Source organism: Runella aurantiaca (assembly GCF_003339505.1).
In the GTDB taxonomy this organism is placed as follows: Bacteria; Bacteroidota; Bacteroidia; order Cytophagales; family Spirosomataceae; genus Runella; species Runella aurantiaca.
Genome location: NZ_QPIW01000001.1, coordinates 199705 through 223825, shown reverse-complemented (window position 1 = coordinate 223825; position 24121 = coordinate 199705). Strand labels below are relative to the sequence as shown.

The window sequence follows — 24121 nt, the reverse complement described above, 5'->3', positions numbered from 1 at the left end:
AAAAGATTTTTTCCTATCTTTCGAATAAGACCTTACCCATACATTCAGGATATGCAACCAGAATTCGAGGAAAGACAACCAGATTGGCGGGACTCAGTGCAGCGATTTGAGGTAATGCTTAAAAATCACGAACGCCAATTTTTTGATTTAGATGCCTACGAACATATCGTGGAGCATTACATTGGAGAAGGGAACTGGGAACGCGCCCTCCAAGCCTGTGAATTCGGCCTTGAGCACTTCCCTTATTCGCTTGAACTAATGCTTGACAAAGCCCACCTGCTGGCGCAAAATCAACGGTTTGATGAGTCGATTAACCTGCTCGAACGAGCGGCGCTCTTCAACCCTCACGATTTGGATGTACTGTTTATGCAGGGGGGAGTTTACAACATGATGGGCGAATACGAGCAGTCGGTAGAGGTTTATGAACAGATGCTCAATTTCATTGAAGAAGAGGAAAAAGACGATATTTTATTTCAGATTGGCCAAGCATACCAAAACGGTGGCAAATACGAAGAAGCCATCGAAAAGTATAAAAAAGCGCTTGAACACAATCTTGAAAATGAAAATGCGCTTTACGAACTCGCCTTTTGTCTGGAAATCACTGGGCAAATGGAAAATAGCATCGATTATTACAATGAGCTCATTGACCGCGACCCCTATTCTTCCAATGCCTGGTACAACCTCGGCATTGTTTACAGTAAACTCGGCCGCTACGACGAAGCCTTAAACGCTTACGACTACGCCACGGTTATTAAGGAAGATTTTGCATCGGCCTATTTCAACATGGCCAATGCCTACATGAATCTGGAGCGCTTCGAAGAAGCCAAAGAAGCGTATTTACTCACGTTGAAACACGAGCCTCCTTCGGCCGACTTGTATTGTCACTTGGGAGCGAGCTACGAAAAACTCAAAGATTTCGGCAATGCCCTTAGCAATTACCGCGAAGCCCTCAAACTCGACAAAGAGTGGGACGAAGGGTGGTTTGGGGTCAGTGTGTGTTTGGCCGTGGAAGAAAAGTGGATTGAAGCCCTCAACTGTATTCAAAAAGCCATTAAACTCAACGAACACGTTGCGGACTATTGGCTGATTCAAGCCGACTTGGAATATAAAATCGGCAATTTAGTCTCCAGCAATGAGGCCTTTGAGAAAGCGGCTGAACTAGAGCCTGATTTTGAAGATGTGTGGCTCAAATGGTCATTGGTGTTGTTTGACCAAGGGCAATTTGACCGCGCCTACGAAATCATCCAGCAAGGCATCGACGACATCCCCGACAACGCAAGCCTCTACTATCGAGCCACGGCCTATCTCCTGCACGCGGGCGATTATCGGGAAGCAATTCTCAACCTTGAAGTGGCGCTTACCCTTGATTACGAAGCCCACGAGCAACTGTATGATTTCTTTCCAGAACTGGAAAAACAGAAAGCATTATTCAAATTAATTGAACAATACAGAAAATAAGAAAGGGGCTTCCGCCCCTTTCTTATTTTTACTTCAACTCCAATACCCACGCCGTCATGGCGGGTACTTTTAAGGAAGCCAACGACGAAATCGTTTCCTCCGTCAATGCATTTTTTGCCGTGGTAAAGCCCTGCATCCGTTCGGAAAAACGGGCCGTTTCGAGCGTAGCATCCTCCGCGTTTGTATTCATTATCACCATAATGGTCTTCTGCGCGTTGTGACGAAAGTACACGTAAAAGCCGTTTTGGGGAACAAACTGCGTGAATTTACCGCTGTGCAATGCAGGCGTATTTTTGCGGTAGTTGGCCAATTTCTTGACAAAATCAAAGGCTTCATTCTCCCGGGCCGTCCGTCCTGAAGCCACAAATTTATTTTCGGTATCGGTCTTCCATCCTCCCGAAAAATCCCGACGTACTTCGGCATCAGTGGGATTTTTGAAGTTTTTCATCAGAACTTCCGTTCCGTAATAAAAATGCGGAATACCGCGCGTAGTCAGCAACCACGCAACGCCCAACTTATATTTGTTGAAATCCTCCCCGATGACCGAAAAAAAGCGGTCGGTATCGTGGTTCTCCAAAAACGTAACCATTTTGGAAGGGTCATGATAAAGGAAATCCTGCGCCAACGCATGATACACTCGGTTGATGCCACCATCCCAACCAAAAGACTCTTTTAGCCCGTCATTAATGGCCTGAAAGCTGGGAAAATCGCAGGTACCGGGCTGATTACAGGCAAAAGGAAACTTTACATTGTTTCGTACATAATACGACAACGAGGCAGGGTTGGTTACCCAAGTTTCTCCAAAAATCAATAAGTTAGGATATTCATCCATCAACGCCTGATTGCAGCGATTCATGAAAGGCATATCGTTGTACTTATACGTGTCGATGCGCCATCCATCCAACCCAAACTCTTCGGTACTCCAAATGGCGTGTTGAATTAAATAGTTGGCAAAAAAAGGACTTCGTTGGTTCACATCGGGCAAAAAAGGCGTAAACCAGCCATCAGTCAGGTATTTTCGGTCAATGTTGGCACCGTTGGGGTCAGTAATCGCCTGCTCTTTGTGGGTAGTGCCCGTGTAAGAAGGCCACGTATTAAACCAATCTTTGGTGGGAGGGTCGAGGTACATCCAATGGTCTTCCGAAACGTGGTTATAGACCGCATCCTGAATCAGTTTCATGCCGCGCTGATGCAAGGCCGCCGAAAGCTGCTTATAGCCTTCATTACCGCCAAAACGGCGGTCAATTTTATAATGATCGCTGAAATGATAACCGTGGTAAGCCGCCTGTAAATTACCGTGTAATTCCTTTTTGAGTTTGGTATTATTTTCAATAACGGGTGTATTCCACAGCGTGGTTACTCCCAATTCCTGCAAATAATCCAAATGATTTATAATGCCCTGAAAGTCGCCCCCGTGCCGAAGGAAAGGCACGTTTTTGTCGGCTTTGGTGTCGAGCATATCGTCAAAACGGTCGTTTGACTCGTCGCCGTTGGCAAAACGGTCGGGCATGAGCAAATACACAAAATCCGAAGAATTAACCAGAACGGGTTGATGGCGTTTTGTGCTTAAAACGTATTTTTGGGTGGTTTTGGCGCTTCCTTGGGTAAACACCAACGACATGGTTCCGGGTTTTGCCGCTTTGGAAATAGCCAAATCCACAAACAAATAATTGGGATTTTCAACGTTTTGCGTTTTGAGAACACGCACCCCGGGATAGTTGACGCTCACGGTTGCTTTGTGGATGTTTTTGCCGTAAATGAGCAGTTGAACATTCGGGTTTTTCATCCCTATCCACCAATTCGTGGGGTGAATACGCTGAATTTCGAGCGTTTGTGCTACCAACACAGCATTTACTGAAGCCAACAGAAGGCTTACAATCAGGTACTTAGTAAATTTCATCATAGGAAAAGTTATTTTAATTCTCAAAAATAATCAAAAAACTTTCCCATCCATACGCAGCGTCAACGCATACCACTGAAGATGTTAAGATAACGGATAGAGCGCCGTTGAAAACTGCCGCCGGTACTCGCCAGGGCTTTGGTGAGTGAGTTTTCGAAAGGTTCGGTTAAAATGGGATAGATTATTAAATCCGCATTCATAGGCCACCTCGGCCACATTTATGTTTTGCAGAAGCATCACGCGGGCATGGTTGATGCGGTAGTCGTTGACAAATTCTGTAAATGTTTGGTGGGTCATTTTTTTGAAATAGCGACAAAAAGCGGGCAAACTTAGATTGACGGTTTCGGCCACTTCGTTGGGGTTTATATCAGTTTGGAAATGAGTTTCTACAAATGAATAGATTCGGCGCAAACGCTCTGTTTCCTTAGGCGGAACGTCGGGGCTATTGGCTTCCGAATGCAGCAATTCAACGTCGACTGCCAAGGCCATTTCCTGCAATACCCACAGCAATGTCATCATGCGCTCGAATCCCGTTTGCGTAGGCATTTGTTGGATTTTCTCGCCCACTTTTCGCTTGGTATCCATCCCAAAGGCCAATCCCCGTTTTGACTTTTCAAAAAGCAATTGAATGGATTCCATCTCTACGTTTTTCAAAAACTCTTTGCCTAAGAAATCCTCACGAAGTTGAATGACAAACTCCTCAAAATCACTGCTTTGTCCGTAGGCAAAATTTAGATGCGGGATATTGGGACCGATAAAAACCAATTCACCGTCTTCGTAGCGCGACAAATGCCGACCAATCTGCCGACGTCCTTTTCCGGCGGGGATATAAACGATTTCGTATTCAGGATGATGGTGCCAGTATACCCGGCAGCTTTCTTCGTCGGTGGCATGGTAGAGTCGAAAGGAATTTCCGACGGTCGGCTGTATTTTTTCAAATTCTAAACGTGCCATTTTGCTTATTTTGACACATAATTACAAAATAAAGTCAATGGAGTGTTGTAAGTGGCAAACAAAATCGTAGAGTTGAACCGAAAATTGGCCGTAAATTTGTGTCATCATTAACTCATTCATCGATAATGGATGTTTTTGTATCTCAATAGCATCCCATTTCTTATCTATTATGTCGCAACTTGCAGTAATATTTGACATGGACGGCGTCATTGCCGACACCAACCCCACCCACAACGTAGCCTGGCGTAAATTTCTCGACCGTTATGAAATAGTACCCACCGAAGATGACCTTCAAAACCACATGTACGGCAAGCACAACAGCTATATTCTCAATTATTTTTTAAAACGGGAATTAATGGCCGAAGAACTGCTGCAATTGCAATTTGAAAAAGAAGCTTTGTTCAGAGAATTATACACGAGTATTGTTGAACCATTGCCCGGATTGTTGCCATTTTTGGCTGATTTGAAACAAAATGGGGCCAAACTAGGCATTGCAACCTCCGCACCCGTCGAAAACTTGGAAATGATGGTGGGGCAAATCCCGTTGCTAAACGAAGTAATGAGCTCTATGCTTTCCGAAAAGGACGTCACGAAGCATAAACCTAACCCAGAAGTGTACCTCAAAAGTGCCGAAAGACTGGGCGTTTCGCCTTCACAGTGCGTGGTTTTTGAAGATTCTGTTTCGGGCGTCAGCGCAGGGTTAGCCGCTGGGATGAAAGTAATTGGCGTCACCACTTCTCATTCATCCGACGAACTCCCACCGTGCAGCGCTTACATCAACGACTACCTAAACCTGTCGTATTCGACTGTTCTACAATTAATTAACGCAACGTTATAATCTACCGCCATGTACATCGAACACCTAGCGCTTTGGTGCCGTGATTTGGAGCGGATGCGTGCATTTTACGAGTTATATTTTGGGGCGGTTTCCAACGAAAAATACGTAAACACCAAAAAGCAATTTGAGTCTTATTTCCTCTCGTTTGAGCAAGGTCCACGGCTAGAAATCATGCAAATGACTGGTATACCCGCGCATTCAAACGATGTGTATGCGCAATTTACGGGCCTGATTCATTTTGCCGTTTCGGTTGGCAGTGAAGAAAAAGTAAATGAATTCACAGAGCGCCTTCGCAGTGCTGGCTACGAAGTGGTCGGTGAGCCTCGCTGGACGGGAGACGGTTATTACGAAAGCGTCGTATTTGACCCTGAACAAAACAGAATTGAAATTACAAATTGAGTTTATCGAGTTGCTTTCTTTCACCAACGATATAATTGAGTCATAGACGACTAAAGGCACTTAGTTCTCAAAATAAATTACACATTTAAAATAAAGAGTACGGTGTTATCCGTATTTGAGCCTCTTTCAGTTAAAAAATGACAACCCATTTAAAAACCTATTTTACCCACAGCAGGAGTTTAGCCATTGGCGCCATATTTGCGTCGGTGGGATTTTTGTTTGGCAACTGGGTTACTTGGATTCCTTACGTAAAGCAGAAATTTGCCCTGAGCGATGCCCAATTGGGCCTGCTTTTACTAAGTATGCCTCTTGCTTCTACGCTTACCAATCCCCTGTCGGCACTCATTCTCAACCGGTACGGGATGCGTGCAACCACTATTTGGGGACTTACGGCCATGGCACTTGCGTATTCATTGCCCGTCAATGTGCCTTACATCTGGATGACCTCCATCGGATTAGGTTTGATGGGAATCGGCATCGCCTTTACCAATGTAGCCATGAATACCTGCGTTACGTCCATTGAGCGTCAGGATGGCATCTACATTATGTCAACCTCGCACGGGATGTTCAGCGCGGGTGGCATGATTGGCTCGGCACTGGCGAGTATTTTGATGGGGCTTAAAGTCTCCCCTGCACTGCACATTGCGGGCGTATCGGTGCTCATTATCTCGGTTGCGTTTATTGCGCGCCCCATTGTTATGAGTATTCACGAAGAAAAACGCACAACCTCGGAAGCGCCTAAATTCGCGTGGCCCAATCGTATATTAATGGGCATGATTGCCATTTCATTTTGCACCAACGTCACCGAAGGTACCATGGCCGACTGGACCGCCGTGTACATGCGCGATATTGTGAAGTCAAATGACTTTTATATTGGCTGGGGATTTGCCTTTTACGCGTTATTCATGGCCTCGGGTAGATTCATCGGCGATTCACTCATTCCCCGTTACGGAAGTCGAAAAATACTGGTATCGGGCGGAATTTTGGCCGCAATCGGCATCATGATCGCGGTGCTTTTGCCACATACTTTTACCGCCATTCTTGGTTTTGGTATGGTTGGCGCGGGAGTTTCTTGCGGGGCACCTATCCTCTACGGCAGCGCAGCCCGAGTACCCGGAATGGCCAAAGGAGCGGGCCTTGCTGCCATGAATACGTTCAGTTTGGCAGGATTCTTAGCAGGCCCGGCTATCATCGGCTTGGTATCCAGCGCCCTCAATCTTTCCTTTGCCATCGGTTTGGTGGCAATATTAGCACTGATATGGGCTTTTTTATCCAGCCGTTCCAATTTGTATTAATCTCCGTCACAGGCAGAAAGGTTTGATAAACTTTTCTGCTTTTGTTACTTTTGGCCAATCAAAGACTTAACTTTACTCAGGCCGATTTTGCTCACACCTCAACATTTCTCCTTTTCGCTTCCTGTTTGGCGTATTTTATACGACACCCTTCCTAATGAGAAAACCTCCCTACTTTTAATCTTTGAGCTACGCGATAAAAACCAATTAAAATGGGTAGCTTTTGATTGCGAAACAGGGGCGGTTTGTTGGGAACATTCTTTTCCAGAAACCACTTGGTGGACCAGTGCCATCGGCTTTTATTCGGGCATACTTTTGCTTCACGAATATGCAGGCAGCGAGCAGCCCGCTCCAAAAAAACTTATAGCGATAGAGGCGTTAACTGGCCGCCTGGCTTGGGTCTTGGAAGGATGCAAATTTGAACATACCGATGGAACAAACCTCCAAACCTCCAGAATGCGTCCTGAAAGTGCCCCAATTCTGGAAAACAGGGCCCTTAGCACGGGAGAAATCATTGATTTACCTTTTCCTTCAGCCCAAACTATGCCACCACAGTGGCGCGCTCCCGTTACTTACGAAGAAACGAACCCTTATTACGTAACAATAGCTCAATTCATTGAAAAAATAACTGGAAATATCCCTAAAAAAGCGATAAATTATGGTGAAATATCTGGACATTTATTGTTTTTTTACTACTTTTACCCCACTAACGCTGTTTCATTATCCCGGTCTATATTGGTAGTAAATTCGACGAAAACAGTTCTCCTGCACGAAACGATTCTCTCGGACGTGGAGAGCGCCGTTTTCGGCGATTATTTGTATGATAACCACCATATTGTTTTATTAAAAAAAGTTGACGAAATTACCGTAATAAAATTACCCAGACCATGATAAAGCGCGTCGGATTTTGCCTTGTAGTGTTAGGATTATTGTGGGGGAAAACGGCCCACGCAACACCTTCCCGCTCTTCTTTGCCCGATTCTACTGGTAGCGAGACCAAAAACGGTCAGTCTTTTGTGATTCATAAAGTAGACCCCGGACAAACATTGTACGCCGTGATGCGGAAGTACAAAACGACTCTCAAAGCCATCAAGGATGCCAACCCCGGAATGAAAGATAATTTGATAACGGGGCAAGTATTACGCGTACCTTCACAAGCTCGCTCTTCTGCGCCCAAAACGGCCACAAAAGAGCCCGAAAAAGCGCCCGAAAAGGATAAATTAGTTCTTGATTACGAGATAAAACCCAAAACGGAGTCGACCGTAACCATAAAATCAGAAGAGGATAAGCCAAAACCAGAAACCCCTAAGGTGGAGGAAGAAGCCAAACCTGCGGAAGTGGCAGCCGAGAAAAAACCAGAGGATGTAAATAACCCCAAACCTGTCGCAACTGTTTCAAAAACAGGACTTCATAAAGTAGAAGGCGGACAGTCGTTGTACGGAATTGCGGTAAAATATGGCGTTTTGATGGCCGATATTCGTCGCTGGAACGGTCTAACGTCTGACCAACTTCGTTCAGGTCAGGAATTAATTATTGCTGAACAGGCTTTCCAAGAATATTTGAAGAAAAACAAATTGGACTCGGTTAAACTAGCAGATGCGAAGAAGTCAAACGCCGAAAAACCTCCAGTCCCCGTTGTGCGTCCCGAAGACCCCACCAACTCAAACCTCCCCGAACCTAAAATTGCCAATACTGGCAAACGTATTTTGGAAACAGGAGTAGCTGAGGTTTTGGAGGGAATGGATAGCAACAATAAATACCTCGCCCTTCACCGTACGGCGCCCGTTGGCTCGTTGATTCAAGTCAAGAACATGAACAACAGCCAAAGTATTTGGGTGAAAGTGATTGGAAAATTGCCAGACATCAGCGCAAACAACCGAATTATCATCAAACTCTCGGCCCGTGCACAGGAAAAACTTTCTCCCGGCGGTCGACAATTCATTGCTGAAATCAGCTATTTAGCACAGTAACTTCGATTAGCAGAACATAAATGCCTCCCAAGTGAGAACATTTGTCTACTTGGGAGGCATTTATGTTTTTGGTCTAATGAGGTCTTTCAATCCATTATTTTACAGCATATAGCTAGGGTATTATTCAAATATTTTCAGCAGATGGGACACGGTCTTATCAGATAAGCTAAACAACCATCCCGGAAATATCCCTAAAGCAAATGACATAAGCACCAACGGAATCAGCATCCATTTTTCCAATCGGTTCAGGTCTGAAAGAAAAGGCAATTCGGTCGGATTCTTGGCCCAAGGTTTCCCAAAAAACATGCGCTGAAATGTCCAGAGAAAATACGCGGCGGCCAGTATTATCCCCAACGTTCCCAAGGCAGTCAACCACACTGGCAGCCTATCTGACTGAAAACCACCCATCAGCGTAAATAACTCTCCGATAAAGCCCGAAAAGCCTGGCAAACCGAGGGAAGCAAAAAAGGTAATACCCGTGATAATGGTATATAAAGGCATGTATGAAATCAAGCCACGATAGTTGTCAATGAGGCGGTTGTGGGTACGGTCGTACAAGACCCCAACCAATAAAAACAGCAGTGACGAAAGGATTCCGTGGCTCACCATTTGGTATACCGCGCCGTTGAGTCCTTCGGCTGTAAGCGAGGCAATCCCCAACACCACAAAGCCCATGTGCGACACCGAAGAATAGGCAATCATCTTCTTTAAGTCATTTTGAGCTAAGGCATTAAAGCCTCCATAAACAATGGAAATCACCCCCAAAATAGCTAACGTAAAGGCATATTCGGCGGCGGCATCGGGAAAAATGGGATAGGCAATTCGCAGCAAGCCATAGCCTCCGATTTTTAAGAGGACACCCGCCAACACCACCGATACAGGCGTAGGCGCTTCAACGTGCGCATCGGGCAACCAAGTATGCAGCGGAACAATCGGCAGCTTAATGGCAAAACCAATAAATAGCAACCAAAAAGCAAGCATCCGCGAAGGCACCCCCAGTAATGTAATTTCACCGCTCGGGGTGAGGATACTGTCGGGCAAATAATTACGTCCATCGGTCATTAACCGTAAATCAAACGTATGAACCATGGTTTTGGCAAGTTCTGACTCATACGGGTCAATCACCGAAATATAAAGGCCAATCATGACAATCAGAATCAACAGCGAACCAACAAGCGTGTAAAGGAAAAACTTGATGGAAGCGTATTCGCGGCGCGGCCCTCCCCACAATCCAATCAGGAAATACATGGGTAGAAGCATAAATTCAAAAAACAGAAAAAACAAGAAGAAATCGAGCGCCAAAAAGCACCCCATGATGCTCGTAGTCAGCAACAAGTACAACGAATAATAGGCTTTTTCGCGTTTGGCGATTGAAAATGAAGAAAAAACGCCCACCATCATCACCACGGATGAAAGCATAATTAAGGGCAGGCTGATGCCATCAACGCCTAAAATAAAATCGATGGAAACCGTTCCCAAACTTCCCATCGACAGCGTAATCCAGTCGGCTTTTTCCACCATTTGAAAATCGGCAGTTTGGGTTGAAAAAAAGTAATAAACGACGGCTGAAACCACGACTTGACACGCGCAGAAAAAAACGGCAATCCATTTGAAAGCCTCTTTTTGGGAGTTGGGGAGCAATGCAATCACCACCGACCCAACGAGCGGATGAAAAGTAAGAAACGAGAGTAGATGAGGAATCATAATAGTACGTTAGCCAATACCCAAAAGCGATATTTGTTGCCAATGGCCTTAAAAAAACAATAAAATCATTAGTAAAACACCCAAAAGCATTACTACAAAATAGGACTGAACCCGCCCATTTTGCAAATTTCGAATTCTGTTTCCGACAAATCCCGCCAGCCAAGCCAACGCGTTTACAGCGCCATCCACGACCAATTTGTCAAATCGCCCAATGGCATGGGCACCAATCACAGTGACATAACCTACTCCATTGACCATTACATCAATCATCCGTCGGTCCATTCTATACGTCCAATACGCTATTTTCTGTAGAGGTGCAATCAAAAACACATGCCGATCGGTTTCATCAGCGTGTTCATTTAACCATTTTAATCCGTTTCGTATTTTCCCAAACAAAGAAACAAACAGCTTTTCAATCACGTCATGAATTCCTTGCAGCAACGTAATGAGGGAAGGTAATGGCCCCATCGCCGTAGAATAAAAGCCTCCCAAAAGTCCGATGGCAACGACCAAAACAGACAGTATTTCCACCATTCCATGCCCCCTTTCGGCTGCTTCAACAGGAAATATACAAAAGAACCACCCATGCGCAGCATCGGCTGGATTGAATGAAAACCAAATAAAAAAAGACAGGATTGCCAAAAGAATAACGGGCACTTTCATAAAAGAATCCGCATCATGAACGATTTGTTCGTGACGGTATCCTCCTTGGTTTTCGCCGAAGAAAACCTGTTTCCATTGCCTAATAACGTAAAAAGCAGTAAGACCTGCCGAAATTAAGCCCACAACAGGAATGACAAAAGCGATGCCCCCTGTATGTTTGGCCCACTCAAATGCCCCAATCAAAATGGCATCTTTGGAAAGAAATCCTGAAAAAAACGGCAAACCCGCCAGCGCAGCGGCACAAATCGTGTAGGCCCAAAAAGTAACGGGCATTTTTTGTCGAAGCCCGCCCATTTGGCGCGTGTCTTGGGTATGAACGGCATGGATGATTATGCCAGCGCACAAAAACAAGCCAGCCTTAAAAAAAGCATGGGTCAATAAATGAAACAAAGCGGCTTCTTTGGCTCCCACGCCCATTCCCATCACCATCAGGCCCAGTTGAGAAACCGTTGAATACGCCAACAATTTCTTAATATCGGTCTGAAAAATAGCCTTATACGCGCCTAAAAACATGGTTATGGTGCCGATGATGGCCACCACAATCAGAGCATCGGGTGTCAGAAACGGATGAATGCGTCCGAGCAAAAAAATACCAGCGGCCACCATCGTAGCAGCATGAATCAGGGCCGACACGGGCGTTGGGCCCTCCATTGCATCTGGCAACCAATCCGAAAGCGGAAATTGGGCTGATTTGCCAATGGCCCCACAGAATAAACAAACGCCAATGACGGTAAAAAGTATGGAAGAGTCTTCCGAAATAATACCATTTTGATGGGTCAAAACCGACAATTCTGTTGTACCAAATTGCCAAAACACCAACAAAATACCGATTAGAAAGCCCGCATCACCGATACGGTTCAGCAAAAATGCTTTTTTGGCCGCCCAAACCGCCCGTGGTCGCTCATACCAAAAACCAATCAGTAAATAAGAAGAAAGGCCCACCAATTCCCAAAATACGTACATCAGCAACAGACTGCCCGCCAACACAATCCCCAACATTGAAAAAACAAAAAGTTGCAAAAAAGCAAAGTACCTCCAGCGCGCTGGCTCATCGTGCAAATAACTTATTGAGAACAATTGAACTAAAACCGCGACCAAATGCACCACCACCAGCATCATAAGGGTTTGATTATCTACCAAAAAGGAAAGCATGATGGGCTTACCGTTCATAGAAAACCATTCGACCAAGTAAACCTGAGATTGATTGAGTGCTTGATTAAACATCACCAACGAACCACCTAAACCCATAAGAGTGAGGGCAATGCCAATGTATCCGGCCCAATTATTGGCCCGTTTTCGAAAAGAGAACAAACCAATAAAACCAAGAAAAGGGAAGACAAGAAGTAAAATCAAATAAAGAGACATTCGGGTTGAGGCAAAACCTTTTCGGCAAATATCAGGCAAATCGGGTGTTTTTACAAAAAAGGGCGGAAAGGATTACGCCACTAAGCCCGCTTTTATTTAATCCGTAGCTCTTTTGATTCCTTCAACAATCAAATCGGGGTCGCTCCAAGGCACAAAGTGATTCATGTTTTCCTTCCAAATCGTGGTCACTTTCACGTGCGGCAGCTGACGCTTGATAAACTTTGCATTATCTGGTGCCACCAGCACATCCTTTCCCCCTTGCACCACCACTACTGGACAACGAATTTTTCCCCAATGAGGAGACATTTTTTTTAGTTCACTTTCTAAAGGCAACAATTCATCATTGCTGCTTCTGAAAAAAGACGGCATTGCCCAGCGCAACGGCGTGTACCTCAACGGATACCGGTACCAGTTGGAAGGCTCCAATGCGGGGTCGACCGAGCCCGCCACAATGACCAGCGATTTGATAAACTCCGGATACTGAATGGCGGCTTCTGCGATTACGGGGCCGCCGTACGAATGGCCTACTAAAATAACGGGCTGCGATTGACGTTTTAAGATGGGTAATAACGCTTCTGCTTGATTTTTTAATTCATCTTCTGCCCCCTCTGCTTGAGATTCCCCAAAACCGGGCCTATCTACCGCCAATAAATGGTAATGGGCCAATAAAAAGGTATCTTTCAAAAAAGATTTAAAGTTGTCCCAAGAACCTGGAGAACCATGAACAAATAAAATCGGCTGTCGCGATGAATCACCCGCCTCAACATAGTGTAATTCCCGCCCCAATGCCTGATAAAAATGGCGTTTGGGCTGATAAAGGCTTTTCGAAAAATAGCTGTTCATCTCCTTGTCATTCATTCGACCAGTAAGACAAGACGACGCAACCACCGCCAACATGTACAAAGAGCCAACGATGAGGAGTATTTTACGGTATTTCATGGGTATTTTTAATGGGGTTGTCTATGCGATAACTTATTTTTCATTTATTTAGTTAAATATTGAACAAAAGAATAGGGAATTCTCGTACGTATTCCGATGATTTACTGCGGAAAAAAAATACTATCAACGCTTATACTTAGCCTCATTTTGTTAGAAGCAGTGGGGCAGAGAGTTCCATTGGATAGTATTTCAAAAATTCGCATTGATGCTCCCACCGCCAAAGACACCGCGTTCGGCATAAAGGCTAAAAAAGTAGTCCCCAAAACCATCTACAATTTTCTGTTTCGGGATATTTATAACAGTACTACTTCAGGAAATACCATCAGCGAAATTGAAGAAGCCCCCCATAAAGTATTTGAAGGACGCTGGATTCGGAAGATTTATGTACACAGTGCCGATGTGTTTGGTTACAGCGTCTATGATACACTTCGCGGGCCTGACAACTGGCTCGACCGCACGGGCAACCGATTTCATCGCAGTACCCGCGAATGGGTCATCCGAGATAATTTTCTGTTTTTTGAAGAAGGAGACCTCATTGACCCCGAAAAAATCAAGGACAACGAACGCTACTTGCGTCAGCAGGGCATTTTTCATGACGTTCGAATCGTTATTGTTCCTTATAAAAATGCAAAAGACGCCGTCGAAGTCCACGTGTATACCCAAGATATTTGGTCGCTCCTACCCGATGGCTCCGCCTCAGGACTAGATAATTTTTCTATCGGCTTAGAACAGCGTAATTTTCAAGGGCTAGGACATTCATTAAAGAATTCGATTTCTTATAATGCCAACGACCCCCGCCAAAGATGGGAATATACAGGCAGATACCTCATTCCCTCCTACCGAAAAACGTTCATAACGGGTCAGGGAATCCTGAACCTCCAGCGCGACCAAAAACAACTGGGCTTTAAAGTCTTTCGACCTTTTTTGACCCCCGAAATGAAATATGCAGGCTCAATCGAAGCAGGATACAACGATTTACGCCTTTTTGAATTCACCACCGACTCCCTCACGGGGCGTTCGGTCAGGAATTACTTCTGGTCGCAATATGTTTTATTTGACGCGTGGATTGGGCGTTCGTTTAAGATTTTTTTTGGTGACGACCAACTCCGCGAACGCGCTCGATTTGTGGTTGCATTGCGTCATTCTCGCCAAACATTTTACAACCGAGGGAAGGCCGTCACCGACAGTACCAATCAACTTTTCCAGAATACGCGCCCTACCCTATTCAGTTTTGGATTCTCCAACCGCCGCTACAAACGGGATTTGCTCATTTATGGTTTTGGTCGAACAGAAGACGTACCACTGGGCGAAATGGCGGCGTTTATCTATGGCAACGACCCAGCTGAGTTAGGCACCCGAAAGTACGTTGGCCTGAAGTTTTCCAAGGCACGGTACATGAAAGCGGGCTATTTGTACAGTTTGGTTAATCTGGGCACCTATTTTAAAGGCGGAACCACCGAACAGGGGGTGTTCAGCACCGAAAATAATTACTTTACGCCGTTACACAACTTGGGGCAACGTTGGTACGCCCGGCATTTTCTAAATGTAAAATTTGGGTGGGGATTCAATCGCTTCCAAAATGAATATTTTAATATCAGCGGAAATGAAGGGATTCAGGGAATAACCAGCGACGAACTACGGGGCACGCGCAAATTGGTCGTTGGTGTAGAAAGTGTATTTTTTAGCCCTATTAATTTCTTAGGGTTTCGGATGGCGCCCTTCGTATTTTCAAACCTTGGTTGGACTTCATTTAAGGGAGAACACCTTCTTAATGCCCGTCCTTTTCACGGATATGGCATTGGTTTCAGGTTCCGAAACGAAAATCTTACGTTTAACACCTTTCAAGTTCGGCTAAGTATTTATTCAGGCATCCCTGACATTGGACAACCATTTAGGGCTGGTTTTGAGGGAGTTACTCCACTTCGACTCAAAGATTTTGACATTTCCGCTCCCGAAATAATTCCTTTTAGATAATTTTTTTCAATAAATGTATTGACATATAATGTAAATACATTTATATTTGCAGTGTCAAATTTGAAAAAGGGATTTATGTCTATTGAAACCGACATCAAACAGAGTAAGTTCAGAAACGCTTACCACAAAATGGCACTCAACTTGATTTATACGACGAGTTGGTTGAGCAATGGTCAGGCGGCACTCTTGAAACCGTATGATTTAACGACGCAACAGTACAATGTATTGCGCATTTTAAGAGGTCAGCACCCAAATCCAGTCAGAGTAAATGATATTATCGAGCGGATGCTTGACAAAATGTCAAACGCATCACGTTTAGTAGACAAACTCCTGGCCAAAGGATTGGTAAAGCGCACCGAATGCCCGCGTGACCGCCGTGCCGTTGATGTGGTCATTACCGACGATGGTATGAAAATTCTGGCCGAATTGGACGCCATGCAGGGAGATTGGGAAAACACCCTTCTGAACGTTACGGAAGAAGAAGCAAATCTGCTAAGTGACATTTTGGATAAGCTTCGCGGTTCTGTTTAATTTTCTAAAACAGTGCTGTCATTAAAATATTTTATTAAAACTATATAAAATCCATCAACACAAAAGTCTTTTAACTTAATTTTTTAAACTTTTAAATACCACGAAGTAAAATGAAAACGATCAAAATGTTTGCAAGTGTATTAGTAGCCGGTATGATGATGATTAATTCGGCAGTTGCAACTGAAAAGACAGCCTCTAAAAAAGCCGTTTCGTTCAAAGTAGATGCCTCTAAAAGCGTCGTAAAATGGCACGCTAAAAAAGTAACTGGCGAGCACAACGGAACAGTAAACTTAGCTAACGGCGCTTTGACCGTTGATGGTACTAAAATCACCGGAGGTTCTTTTGAAATCGACATGACGAGCATCAAATGTGAAGACCTTACCGATGCTGGGTACAACGCTAAATTGATCACCCACCTTAAGTCTGATGATTTCTTCTCGGCAGAAAAACACCCAAAGGCAACTTTCAAAATCACCAAAGCTGAAGGTTCAGGCGCTAACTATACTTTGACTGGCGACATGACCATCAAAGGAATCACCAAAAGCATCTCTTTCCCTGCTACCGTGAAAGCCGACGCTAAAGGAGTAACCGCTAATGCAAAAATCACGCTTGACCGTACAAAATGGGATATTCGTTATGGTTCAAAATCATTCATCCCTAACATCGGCGACAAAGCTATTTACGACGATTTCGCCATTGATTTGACATTGGCTGCCGTAAAATAATTGCTTCGAAAGCACATTTCGTAACTGTTTAAAACCCCGTTCTTCAATGAGCGGGGTTTTGTTTGTTTCAAACGTACTAATTTTTCAGAATAGGCGTTATTTAATCAAGAAATGCAATCCGCCTTTACCGCTAACTGCACACTTCATGAAAAGCTTATTCTGCCTATTAACAGCCCTTTCAACTTTTACTTACGCTCAAGCCCAAACTTCACCCGAAACGGAGGAAGAAGACGACGATTTTGTATGCCATTATTTCGGTTACAAACAACTCCAAACACCCAAAGAAATTTGCAATTACCTTAGCTTTCGTTCTAATCAGCACGCCGAGCAGGTGGTGGATCAGATTTTGAGGCAAGTAGGTCTGCTGCGAAACTTTGTGGTGGTAGAGTGCCCAAATACCGAAAACTGCTTTGCTACTGTAGTAGACGGGCAGCGGTACATTGTGTATGACGGTGCTTTTATGAAACGCGTCGAGAATGTCACGCAAACCGACTGGTCGGCCATCAGTATTGTGGCCCACGAAATCGGGCATCATTTGCAGGGGCATACCATCGACGGCAAAGGCAGTCGCCCCCAAAAAGAATTGGAAGCAGACCGCTTCTCTGGCTTTGTCATGCAGCGCCTTGGGGCTTCGCTTGAAGAGGCTTTGGTAGCCATCAAAACCCTCGGCGACGATAAGCCTACGTATTCTCACCCCGCCAAGGCAACCCGCGTAGAAGCCATTCGCCAAGGATGGGTGGATGCCGCTGGAATACTATCAAACGCCCCAAAACCGACGGCTTCTGGCCCGCAAGTTTCGAATCGCACTCCGCAGTCTACGGTTCCTGCTACACCTTCCCGCCCCGTGGTAGTTTCACCCGCTCCCGAAGAACCCGAAGATGAAAATGTAGGATGCGTGGCTGGAAATTGTGACAATGGTCTGGGAATTTATGTGCACGAAAGCGGCGAACGATACGAAGGAGACTTTCGGTACGGCAAACGCCACGGGACGGGCGTTCAGTACTATCCAGAAGGTAAAATGAAATACAAGGGCGATTTTCGAACCGACCAACGCACAGGATACGGAGCCTACTATTTTCCCAACGGCGATAAATACGTAGGGTTGTTTCAAAACAACCTTCCCCACGGCAAAGGCACCTACTACTACGCCGATGGCGATCGTTTTGTGGGAATTTACGAAAATGGCAAACGCAACGGCCAAGGCGCTTTTTATCACCGCAACGGACGACGGGAGGCGGGCGTTTATTCGGAAGATGAGCGGGTAAAATAATGTACTGTTTTCTTCCTACGTATTTTCTTAATTTGCGGCAGATTATACGTTCATCATGGATTTTGGGAAAGTAGACGACATTTCAAAAGTTAATTTCAACTTACCACCTGATCACCCTTTTACTGGTCAGGTGCTACCTTCTTTTAAAACATCTGAACCACCACGTTGTTTTGTAGGCCCTCCCATTTGGGCCAACAAAGAATGGGTCGGCAAAATATATCCTACGACGGCAAAGGAAAAAGATTTTTTATACCATTATACACGTCAGTTCAACACCATTGAGCTAAACGTTACACACTATCAAATTCCCTCAGAAACCACGATTCAGCGTTGGATAGACGCGGCGGCTCCTAGTTTTTGTTTTTGTCCCAAATGGCCCCAAACCATCAGTCATGAATACCAACTCAAAGGTTGTGAACACTTGAGTCAGGAGTTTACCTCGTCTGTTTTAGAACTGGGAGAGCATCTTGGTACAACCTTTTTACAGCTTGGGCCTGCTTTTGATACGTCCCAATTTCATACTTTATCGGCTTTTTTGAAGCAACTCCCGCCAAATTTTCCCATCGCGGTTGAGTTTCGCCATCCCGATTGGTTTTCAAATGAATCTATTTGGCAAAAAACCATCGAAATGCTCCAAAAACTGGGCATGGGTACTGTGATGTCGGACGTGGCGGGCCGTCGGGATGTGTTGCACATGAGCCTTACTTCTCCCATCCTGACCCTGCGTTTTGTGGGCAATGAACTGCATCCAACCGATTTTACCCGGGTCGACGCCTGGGTACAACGCCTGAAGGACTGGTACGCCCAAGGCCTCCAAACGGCTTATATTTTTGTCCACTGTGGCGAGAACATCAACGCCCCCGAATTGACCAAGTACTGGATTGAGCAACTTAATCTGCACTGTGGGCTATCGCTTCAACCTCCTCACATCCGCCCCAAAGTAATCCAAGGCTCACTTTTTTAGACAAAACCAAAGCCCGATTCTGCTGTTTACAAAGCCTTTATACGCTTCTGTGCAAAAAAAAGGTTTACATAACGCAACCAGAAACGATTTAAACTCGTAAATGCCTGTACAAACATATTATTACACAAATCAAACTTTTGGGTTAACATGAAACAGACAACCATGAAAAGAGGGCAATTCTTGCGTGAATTAGGGCTTAGCAGCAGTGCACTGATGGCTTTTTATTGCTTAGGTACCACCATGACCGCCTGCTCTTCGGGCAGTGATGCCCCTACTCCCACCCCCACGACCCCGACAACCTCTACCGGTCTGACTGGCAATGCTGATTTGAGTAAAGGGGCGATTAATTTCACCTTAAACTTGACCAGCACCGACTTCGCTACCCTTAAAACAGCAGGTAACTTTGTAACGGTAGGCAGCGTAATCGTAGCCAATGCCAAAGGAAATATGGTTGCCCTGTCAAAAGCCTGTACCCATGAAGGAACAACCGTAGGGTATCGCTCGGCACAAAACGACTTCTTTTGCAGCAATCACGGGTCAGAATTCAGCACAACGGGTGCCGTAGAAATGGGCCCTGCCACCAAAGCTTTGACGGTCTATACGGCCAAGTTGAGCACCGATGGTAATACCTTGACCGTTAGTGCCTAATTCGTTTATTGTAATAGTGCGTTCCCTAAAAACAAGTAAAGACCCTAATTAAATGTGTATGAAAGCACTTGCTTCAGTAGTTGCCGCGTTGTTGTTGATGAGTACAATTGACGTAAAAGCGCAGGAAGATTTAACAAAAATGCTCGAAGAAAACGAGCCCAAAACGACGGATTATACAACGGCCACTTTCAAAGGAACGCGTATCATCAACGGGCATTCTGTGGAAACCGTCAAGAAAAATCACTTGGACTTTATCATTCATCACCGTTTTGACCGTCTGAACTCAGGGGCATACAACCTTTTCGGGCTTGATTATTCAACCATTCGGTTGGGATTTGAATACGGTTTGACCGACAACGTAACGATTGGTTTTGGACGTAGCAGTGTTCAAAAAACCTTTGATTTTTTGGCCAAAGCCAAACTTCTTCGGCAGTCGACGGGCACTCGCAACATGCCCTTCTCGGTAACGGCATTTGCGAGTACAGTCATTGAAACGCTGGATAAAGACCTTTCGACCCAAGACAAAACGTCTTATTGCACTCAACTTTTGATTGCCCGTAAGTTTAGCGAGCGTTTGTCGTTGCAGCTCAATCCCACGTTCTTGTACCGCAATCGCGTGGCGACTGCCGCGCAAGAACGAGCACTTTTTGCGTTAGGATTTGGCGGGAGAATGAAGCTGAACAAACGATTGTCATTGAATGCTGAATATTATTGGGCATTTCGTGAAAAAGACCTCGAAAATGCCCTTGGCGACCCGTACGGAAATTCGCTCGCTATCGGTGTTGACATTGAGACGGGTGGTCACGTGTTTCAACTACACTTCACCAATTCTTCTGGCATGGTCGAAAAGCAATTTATCGGTGATACTTCGGGAAGTTGGGGCAAAGGAGACATTCGCTGGGGTTTCAACGTTTCAAGAACGTTCAGTTTTGACAAACGCGCCAAAGGAATGATGAAATAGCCTTTTTTTCTTTAATGACTGCATTAAACTTACTATGCCATGAAAACAATCATCATCATTTTAGCCGTTTCTTTCGCGTCGTTTGGCTACCTAAATGCCCAGAATCTGTATTCAACAAGCAACGGGGAAACGAGTTTTTTTTCAGAAACACCCGTTGAAAATATTGCGGCAGTTAACAAATTCGGGCAAGCGATTCTGAACACTTCCACCAACGACATTGTGGTGCAGATGAACATGAAACAGTTTGATTTTCCGAACAAACTCATGCAGGAGCATTTCAACGAAAACTACATCGAATCGGCCAAATACCCCAAGGCGGTCTTTAAAGGAAAAATCAACGAAAAGATTGATTTCACCAAAAACGGCACCTACGACATCTCCGCTACTGGCGATTTCAACCTCCACGGGGTGTCTAAACCACGGACATTTAAAGGTAAAATCACCGTTGCTCAGGGTTCAATCGGGCTTACGACAGATTTTGAAGTGGCCTTGACCGAACACAACATTGAAGTACCCAAGGTAGTCTTTATGAAGATTGCCCAGACGATACAAGTGAAGAATAAGTACAGTCTCGCCCCCTACGTTAGTAAAAAATAGGATGTATACAGTGTTTGCAATTCTTGAAAGTACAGTATAGTTTTGGGCGGATATTCTTTGATGAGTGGTAGATATATCTACTGCTCATTTTTTTGTTTCTCTCAATCATCATTTTTCCACTATTATGCAAAAAGTAAAGTTTTCACTCGTTTTAGCAGCCGTTACGCTGATATTGACTTGTGGCTTCGTTCAGAAAAAAGGCAAATGGCAGAGCCTTTTCAACGGTAAGGATTTCAGCGGCTGGCACGCTTTCAACAAGCAGGGACAACCTATTTCTGACAAATGGCAAATTGAAGACGGCGCCATGGTCTTGACTGGCAGAGGCGGCGGCGACCTTGTCACAGATGCTGAGTTCGAGAATTTTGAGTTGGAAATGGAGTGGAAAATCTCCGAAAAAGGCAACAGCGGCGTGATGTGGGGCGTGGTAGAAGATAAAAAATACTGCTGTCCTTACAGTACTGGCCCTGAAATGCAGGTACTCGACGACGCCAAACACCCAGATGCACTCGCTGGCAAAAATGGCAACCACAAAGCGGGTTCGTTATATGACATGATTCCTCCGGCCGATTTCAGCGCAGTAAAACCTGCTGGCGAATGGAATAAAGCTAAAATGAAAATTGACAAAGGCCAAGGCACTTTCTGGTTGAACGGTAAGCAGATGGTAACGTTTCCTACCAAAGGACCCGGCTGGGATGCACTCGTAGCCAACAGCAAATTCAAAACGTGGGAAGGTTTCGCAAAATTTGCGAAAGGAAAAATAGCAATTCAGGACCACGGCGATAAAGTGTGGTTCCGTAATATTCGCGTTCGCGAGTTGTAGGAATTTGACGCGGTAAAAAAAATAAGTCCATCGTTCGTAGTGAAAACTATAAACGATGGACTTATTTTTTATCCCTGAAGTAGCTCTTCCGAAACGCCAATCATGGAGAAACCGCCATCATGGAAGAGATTTTGCATGGTCACCATGCGGGTATAATCAGAAAACATCATCACCACATAATTGGCGCAATCGTCGGCCGAAGCGTTGCCAAGGGGAGACATTTTTTCTGCGAAATCATAAAATTTATCAAAGCCGCCGATTCCTGACCCTGCCGTAGTTTTGGTGGGTGACTGAGAAACGGTATTGACCCGTACATTTTTTGCTTTACCATAACGGTACCCGTAGCTACGGGCAATCGACTCAAGCATCGCTTTTGCCTCCGCCATATCGGTATAAAAAGGAAAAGTCCGTTGGGCTGCCATGTACGACAGGGCCACCACGCTGCCCCACTCATTGATGGCATCCATTTTTTCGGCTACCTGCAAAAATTTATGAAACGATAACGCCGATACATCAATACTTTTCAGAAACCAATCGTAATTCAAATCTCCGTACGGGCGTCCCTTACGGATGTTTGGCGACATACCGATGGAGTGGAGCACAAAGTCTACTTTCCCCCCCAATACATCAATGGATTTGGTGTAAAGGTTTTCGATTTCTTCAATGGAAGTAGCATCTGCGGGGATAATTTCGGCCTCACAGGCATCCGCCAATTTATTAATTTCGCCCATCCGCATTGCAATAGGGGCGTTTGTCAGCGTAAAAGTTGCACCTTCGGCTTTCGCTTTCATTGCTACTTTCCACGCGATTGAGTTTTCATCAAGCGCACCCGAAATGATGCCGCGTTTCCCTTGTAAAATTCCGTTTGCCATTTTTTTGTTTTAGAGTTAGGGGCTAAGAGGTAAAAAGTCAGGCTCAATTCTCTCAATCCTTTCCTCTTTTTTCTTAACCAGAACCAAGCGACAAAGTAACGAATTTTTGCGCAAATAGCCTTCATTTTATCATTCAGGAATATACCCTCTATCCATCAAATCACGGAGTGGGTTGGTTAACAAATAGGTCGTGCCATTTTGTAAAAAATAGGTTTGATCGGCAATGTCCAAAACGTCTCGGTAAAGGTGATCGGTGATTAGAATTCCTTTTTGAGCCTTTTGGGACGTAATCAGCCATTTCAGCTGCTCCACATACATGGGCGAAAGGTGCGAGAAAGGCTCATCCAACAAAACGTATTGAACGGGTGAAAAAAGAATCAATAACGTTTCCCAAAACCGCCTCTCCCCGCCCGACAGCTCACCAAAACGCTTGCTTTTAACCACTTGCCATCTTTCACCGAAGGAATCATCGACCCCAGAATCATACCATTTAAAGGCCTCCTGTACCCGCAGAGAGGGCGGCGTGAGGGGGTGTTGCGGCAAATACCGCACGAGGTGATGCTCCCGATAAGGAAATTCAACGAAACGCCTATCCCAACGCACCGACTTAAATACGGGCTTCAAGGTCCCGAAAATGATTTGCAGTAAGCTTGATTTTCCACAACCATTTCTCCCTAAAATAGCCGTAACCTCGCCCAAAGGCATTTTCAGGTAAATGCTTTGCAGAATTTTTCGTTCGCCATAAGCAAGTTCAATGCTATCGGCCTCCAAACTTTTGAATAATTTCATACGTGAATTAACCAATTGATGAGTGCCAATCCCCCGAAAAACAACAACATATCGAGGCAGAAAGCCCCCACAAAAAGGCGTGGAATGGAATGCCCCATATTTTGGTAAAAAAGATATTTTTGACGCGAAAAAATATGCATAAAATACCAAACAACGCCAAAAGAGGCTAATTTAAGCCAGAAAAGAGGCCCAAATAGCAGCCATAAGTCGTCGCCCAAAGGTACTTGAGCCACCAGCCATCCTCCCCACGAAACGACATTCGTAAAAAACCAAAATTGACGGTAAAAAAGCCAAACAGCGGAAAGCATAAAATTGAATTTTCGGCAAGCTAACAAGCAGTCTGACACGTTGTGAGCGCGTTAAGAAACTTTAAGAATTTTGGTTCCTAAAATTCGTGTAAACATATTCCCTTTCGTAAACCGATACCGCCATTTAACATAAACACCTCCGCCTCGCCCACCAAAACCGTACTTTTGTTTGTTATTCAA

23 protein-coding genes are annotated in these 24121 nt (G+C 44.9%); 15 read left to right on the top strand and 8 right to left on the bottom strand.

Annotated elements, in window-relative coordinates; translation table 11 throughout:
* Positions 1-51 precede the first annotated feature (51 nt).
* Entirely contained in the window at positions 52-1458 is a 1407-nt protein-coding gene (locus DVG78_RS01005) for a tetratricopeptide repeat protein (protein WP_114459210.1), read from the top strand.
* Between the two features lie 28 nt (positions 1459-1486).
* Here DVG78_RS01005 and DVG78_RS01000 read toward each other — a convergent pair whose 3' ends face one another.
* A complete protein-coding gene (locus tag DVG78_RS01000) occupies positions 1487-3361 on the bottom strand; it encodes a glycoside hydrolase family 13 protein (RefSeq protein WP_114459209.1) in 1875 nt (624 codons plus the stop codon).
* Between the two features lie 81 nt (positions 3362-3442).
* Positions 3443-4312 (bottom strand): AraC family transcriptional regulator, encoded by an 870-nt coding sequence (locus tag DVG78_RS00995; protein WP_114459208.1) that lies wholly within the window; start codon positions 4310-4312, stop codon positions 3443-3445.
* A gap of 169 nt (positions 4313-4481) precedes the next feature.
* Here DVG78_RS00995 and DVG78_RS00990 point away from each other — a divergent pair, with 169 nt between their 5' ends.
* From DVG78_RS00990 to DVG78_RS00970, 5 genes are all read left to right on the top strand, one after another.
* The gene (locus DVG78_RS00990; RefSeq protein ID WP_114459207.1) at positions 4482-5150 is read left to right on the top strand and encodes an HAD family hydrolase; all 669 of its coding nucleotides are present in this window, start codon (positions 4482-4484) and stop codon (positions 5148-5150) included.
* Positions 5151-5159: 9 nt separating this feature from the next.
* Complete coding sequence (locus DVG78_RS00985) at positions 5160-5549, top strand: VOC family protein (RefSeq protein WP_114459206.1); 390 nt, start codon at positions 5160-5162, stop codon at positions 5547-5549.
* A gap of 137 nt (positions 5550-5686) precedes the next feature.
* A complete protein-coding gene (locus tag DVG78_RS00980) occupies positions 5687-6844 on the top strand; it encodes an MFS transporter (RefSeq protein WP_114459205.1) in 1158 nt (385 codons plus the stop codon).
* Between the two features lie 87 nt (positions 6845-6931).
* A complete protein-coding gene (locus tag DVG78_RS00975; protein ID WP_158549940.1) occupies positions 6932-7732 on the top strand; it encodes a DUF4905 domain-containing protein in 801 nt (266 codons plus the stop codon).
* Positions 7729-8811: a LysM peptidoglycan-binding domain-containing protein gene (locus DVG78_RS00970; protein ID WP_114459203.1), complete on the top strand. Its 1083-nt coding sequence runs from the start codon at positions 7729-7731 to the stop codon at positions 8809-8811. Before DVG78_RS00975 ends, DVG78_RS00970 begins: the two co-directional genes overlap by 4 nt.
* A 120-nt stretch (positions 8812-8931) precedes the next feature.
* On the opposite strand, the gene DVG78_RS00965 is transcribed toward DVG78_RS00970, so the two are convergent.
* The 3 genes from DVG78_RS00965 to DVG78_RS00955 all read right to left on the bottom strand — a co-directional run bounded on the left by DVG78_RS00965 (position 8932) and on the right by DVG78_RS00955 (position 13482).
* Positions 8932-10515: a complex I subunit 4 family protein gene (locus tag DVG78_RS00965; protein WP_114459202.1), complete on the bottom strand. Its 1584-nt coding sequence runs from the start codon at positions 10513-10515 to the stop codon at positions 8932-8934.
* Between the two features lie 48 nt (positions 10516-10563).
* Positions 10564-12543, bottom strand: coding sequence for an NADH-quinone oxidoreductase subunit L (nuoL, locus tag DVG78_RS00960; protein WP_114459201.1), 1980 nt, complete (start codon positions 12541-12543; stop codon positions 10564-10566).
* A 96-nt stretch (positions 12544-12639) separates the two neighbouring features.
* The gene (locus tag DVG78_RS00955; protein ID WP_114459200.1) at positions 12640-13482 is read right to left on the bottom strand and encodes an alpha/beta fold hydrolase; all 843 of its coding nucleotides are present in this window, start codon (positions 13480-13482) and stop codon (positions 12640-12642) included.
* Positions 13483-13629: 147 nt separating this feature from the next.
* Here DVG78_RS00955 and DVG78_RS00950 point away from each other — a divergent pair, with 147 nt between their 5' ends.
* The 9 genes from DVG78_RS00950 (at position 13630) to DVG78_RS00910 (ending at position 21972) form a co-directional block, all read left to right on the top strand.
* The gene (locus tag DVG78_RS00950) at positions 13630-15456 is read left to right on the top strand and encodes a hypothetical protein (protein ID WP_147276934.1); all 1827 of its coding nucleotides are present in this window, start codon (positions 13630-13632) and stop codon (positions 15454-15456) included.
* A 75-nt stretch (positions 15457-15531) separates the two neighbouring features.
* Positions 15532-15987, top strand: coding sequence for a MarR family winged helix-turn-helix transcriptional regulator (locus DVG78_RS00945; RefSeq protein ID WP_114070068.1), 456 nt, complete (start codon positions 15532-15534; stop codon positions 15985-15987).
* Positions 15988-16097: 110 nt separating this feature from the next.
* Positions 16098-16712 carry a YceI family protein gene (locus DVG78_RS00940; RefSeq protein ID WP_114459198.1) on the top strand — a complete coding sequence of 205 codons (615 nt, stop codon included), beginning with the start codon at positions 16098-16100 and terminating at the stop codon, positions 16710-16712.
* A gap of 145 nt (positions 16713-16857) precedes the next feature.
* Positions 16858-17982, top strand: a complete 1125-nt coding sequence (locus tag DVG78_RS00935; protein WP_199563173.1) for a hypothetical protein — start codon at positions 16858-16860, stop codon at positions 17980-17982.
* Positions 17983-18037: 55 nt separating this feature from the next.
* Positions 18038-18946: a DUF72 domain-containing protein gene (locus DVG78_RS00930; protein WP_114459196.1), complete on the top strand. Its 909-nt coding sequence runs from the start codon at positions 18038-18040 to the stop codon at positions 18944-18946.
* 147 nt (positions 18947-19093) lie between these two features.
* Positions 19094-19594: a QcrA and Rieske domain-containing protein gene (locus tag DVG78_RS00925; RefSeq protein ID WP_114459195.1), complete on the top strand. Its 501-nt coding sequence runs from the start codon at positions 19094-19096 to the stop codon at positions 19592-19594.
* A gap of 58 nt (positions 19595-19652) precedes the next feature.
* Positions 19653-20555 (top strand): DUF5777 family beta-barrel protein, encoded by a 903-nt coding sequence (locus tag DVG78_RS00920; RefSeq protein ID WP_114459194.1) that lies wholly within the window; start codon positions 19653-19655, stop codon positions 20553-20555.
* 39 nt (positions 20556-20594) lie between these two features.
* Positions 20595-21152, top strand: a complete 558-nt coding sequence (locus tag DVG78_RS00915; RefSeq protein ID WP_114459193.1) for a YceI family protein — start codon at positions 20595-20597, stop codon at positions 21150-21152.
* Between the two features lie 124 nt (positions 21153-21276).
* Positions 21277-21972, top strand: coding sequence for a 3-keto-disaccharide hydrolase (locus DVG78_RS00910; RefSeq protein ID WP_114459192.1), 696 nt, complete (start codon positions 21277-21279; stop codon positions 21970-21972).
* Positions 21973-22040: 68 nt separating this feature from the next.
* Here the strand turns inward: DVG78_RS00910 and DVG78_RS00905 are convergent, their stop codons facing one another.
* The 3 genes from DVG78_RS00905 to DVG78_RS00895 all read right to left on the bottom strand — a co-directional run bounded on the left by DVG78_RS00905 (position 22041) and on the right by DVG78_RS00895 (position 23941).
* Positions 22041-22844, bottom strand: coding sequence for an enoyl-ACP reductase FabI (locus DVG78_RS00905; RefSeq protein ID WP_114070061.1), 804 nt, complete (start codon positions 22842-22844; stop codon positions 22041-22043).
* A 129-nt stretch (positions 22845-22973) separates the two neighbouring features.
* Positions 22974-23633, bottom strand: a complete 660-nt coding sequence (locus DVG78_RS00900) for an ATP-binding cassette domain-containing protein (RefSeq protein WP_114459191.1) — start codon at positions 23631-23633, stop codon at positions 22974-22976.
* Positions 23630-23941: a hypothetical protein gene (locus DVG78_RS00895; protein WP_114459190.1), complete on the bottom strand. Its 312-nt coding sequence runs from the start codon at positions 23939-23941 to the stop codon at positions 23630-23632. The genes DVG78_RS00900 and DVG78_RS00895 overlap by 4 nt, the downstream gene beginning before the upstream one ends.
* Positions 23942-24121 lie beyond the last annotated feature (180 nt).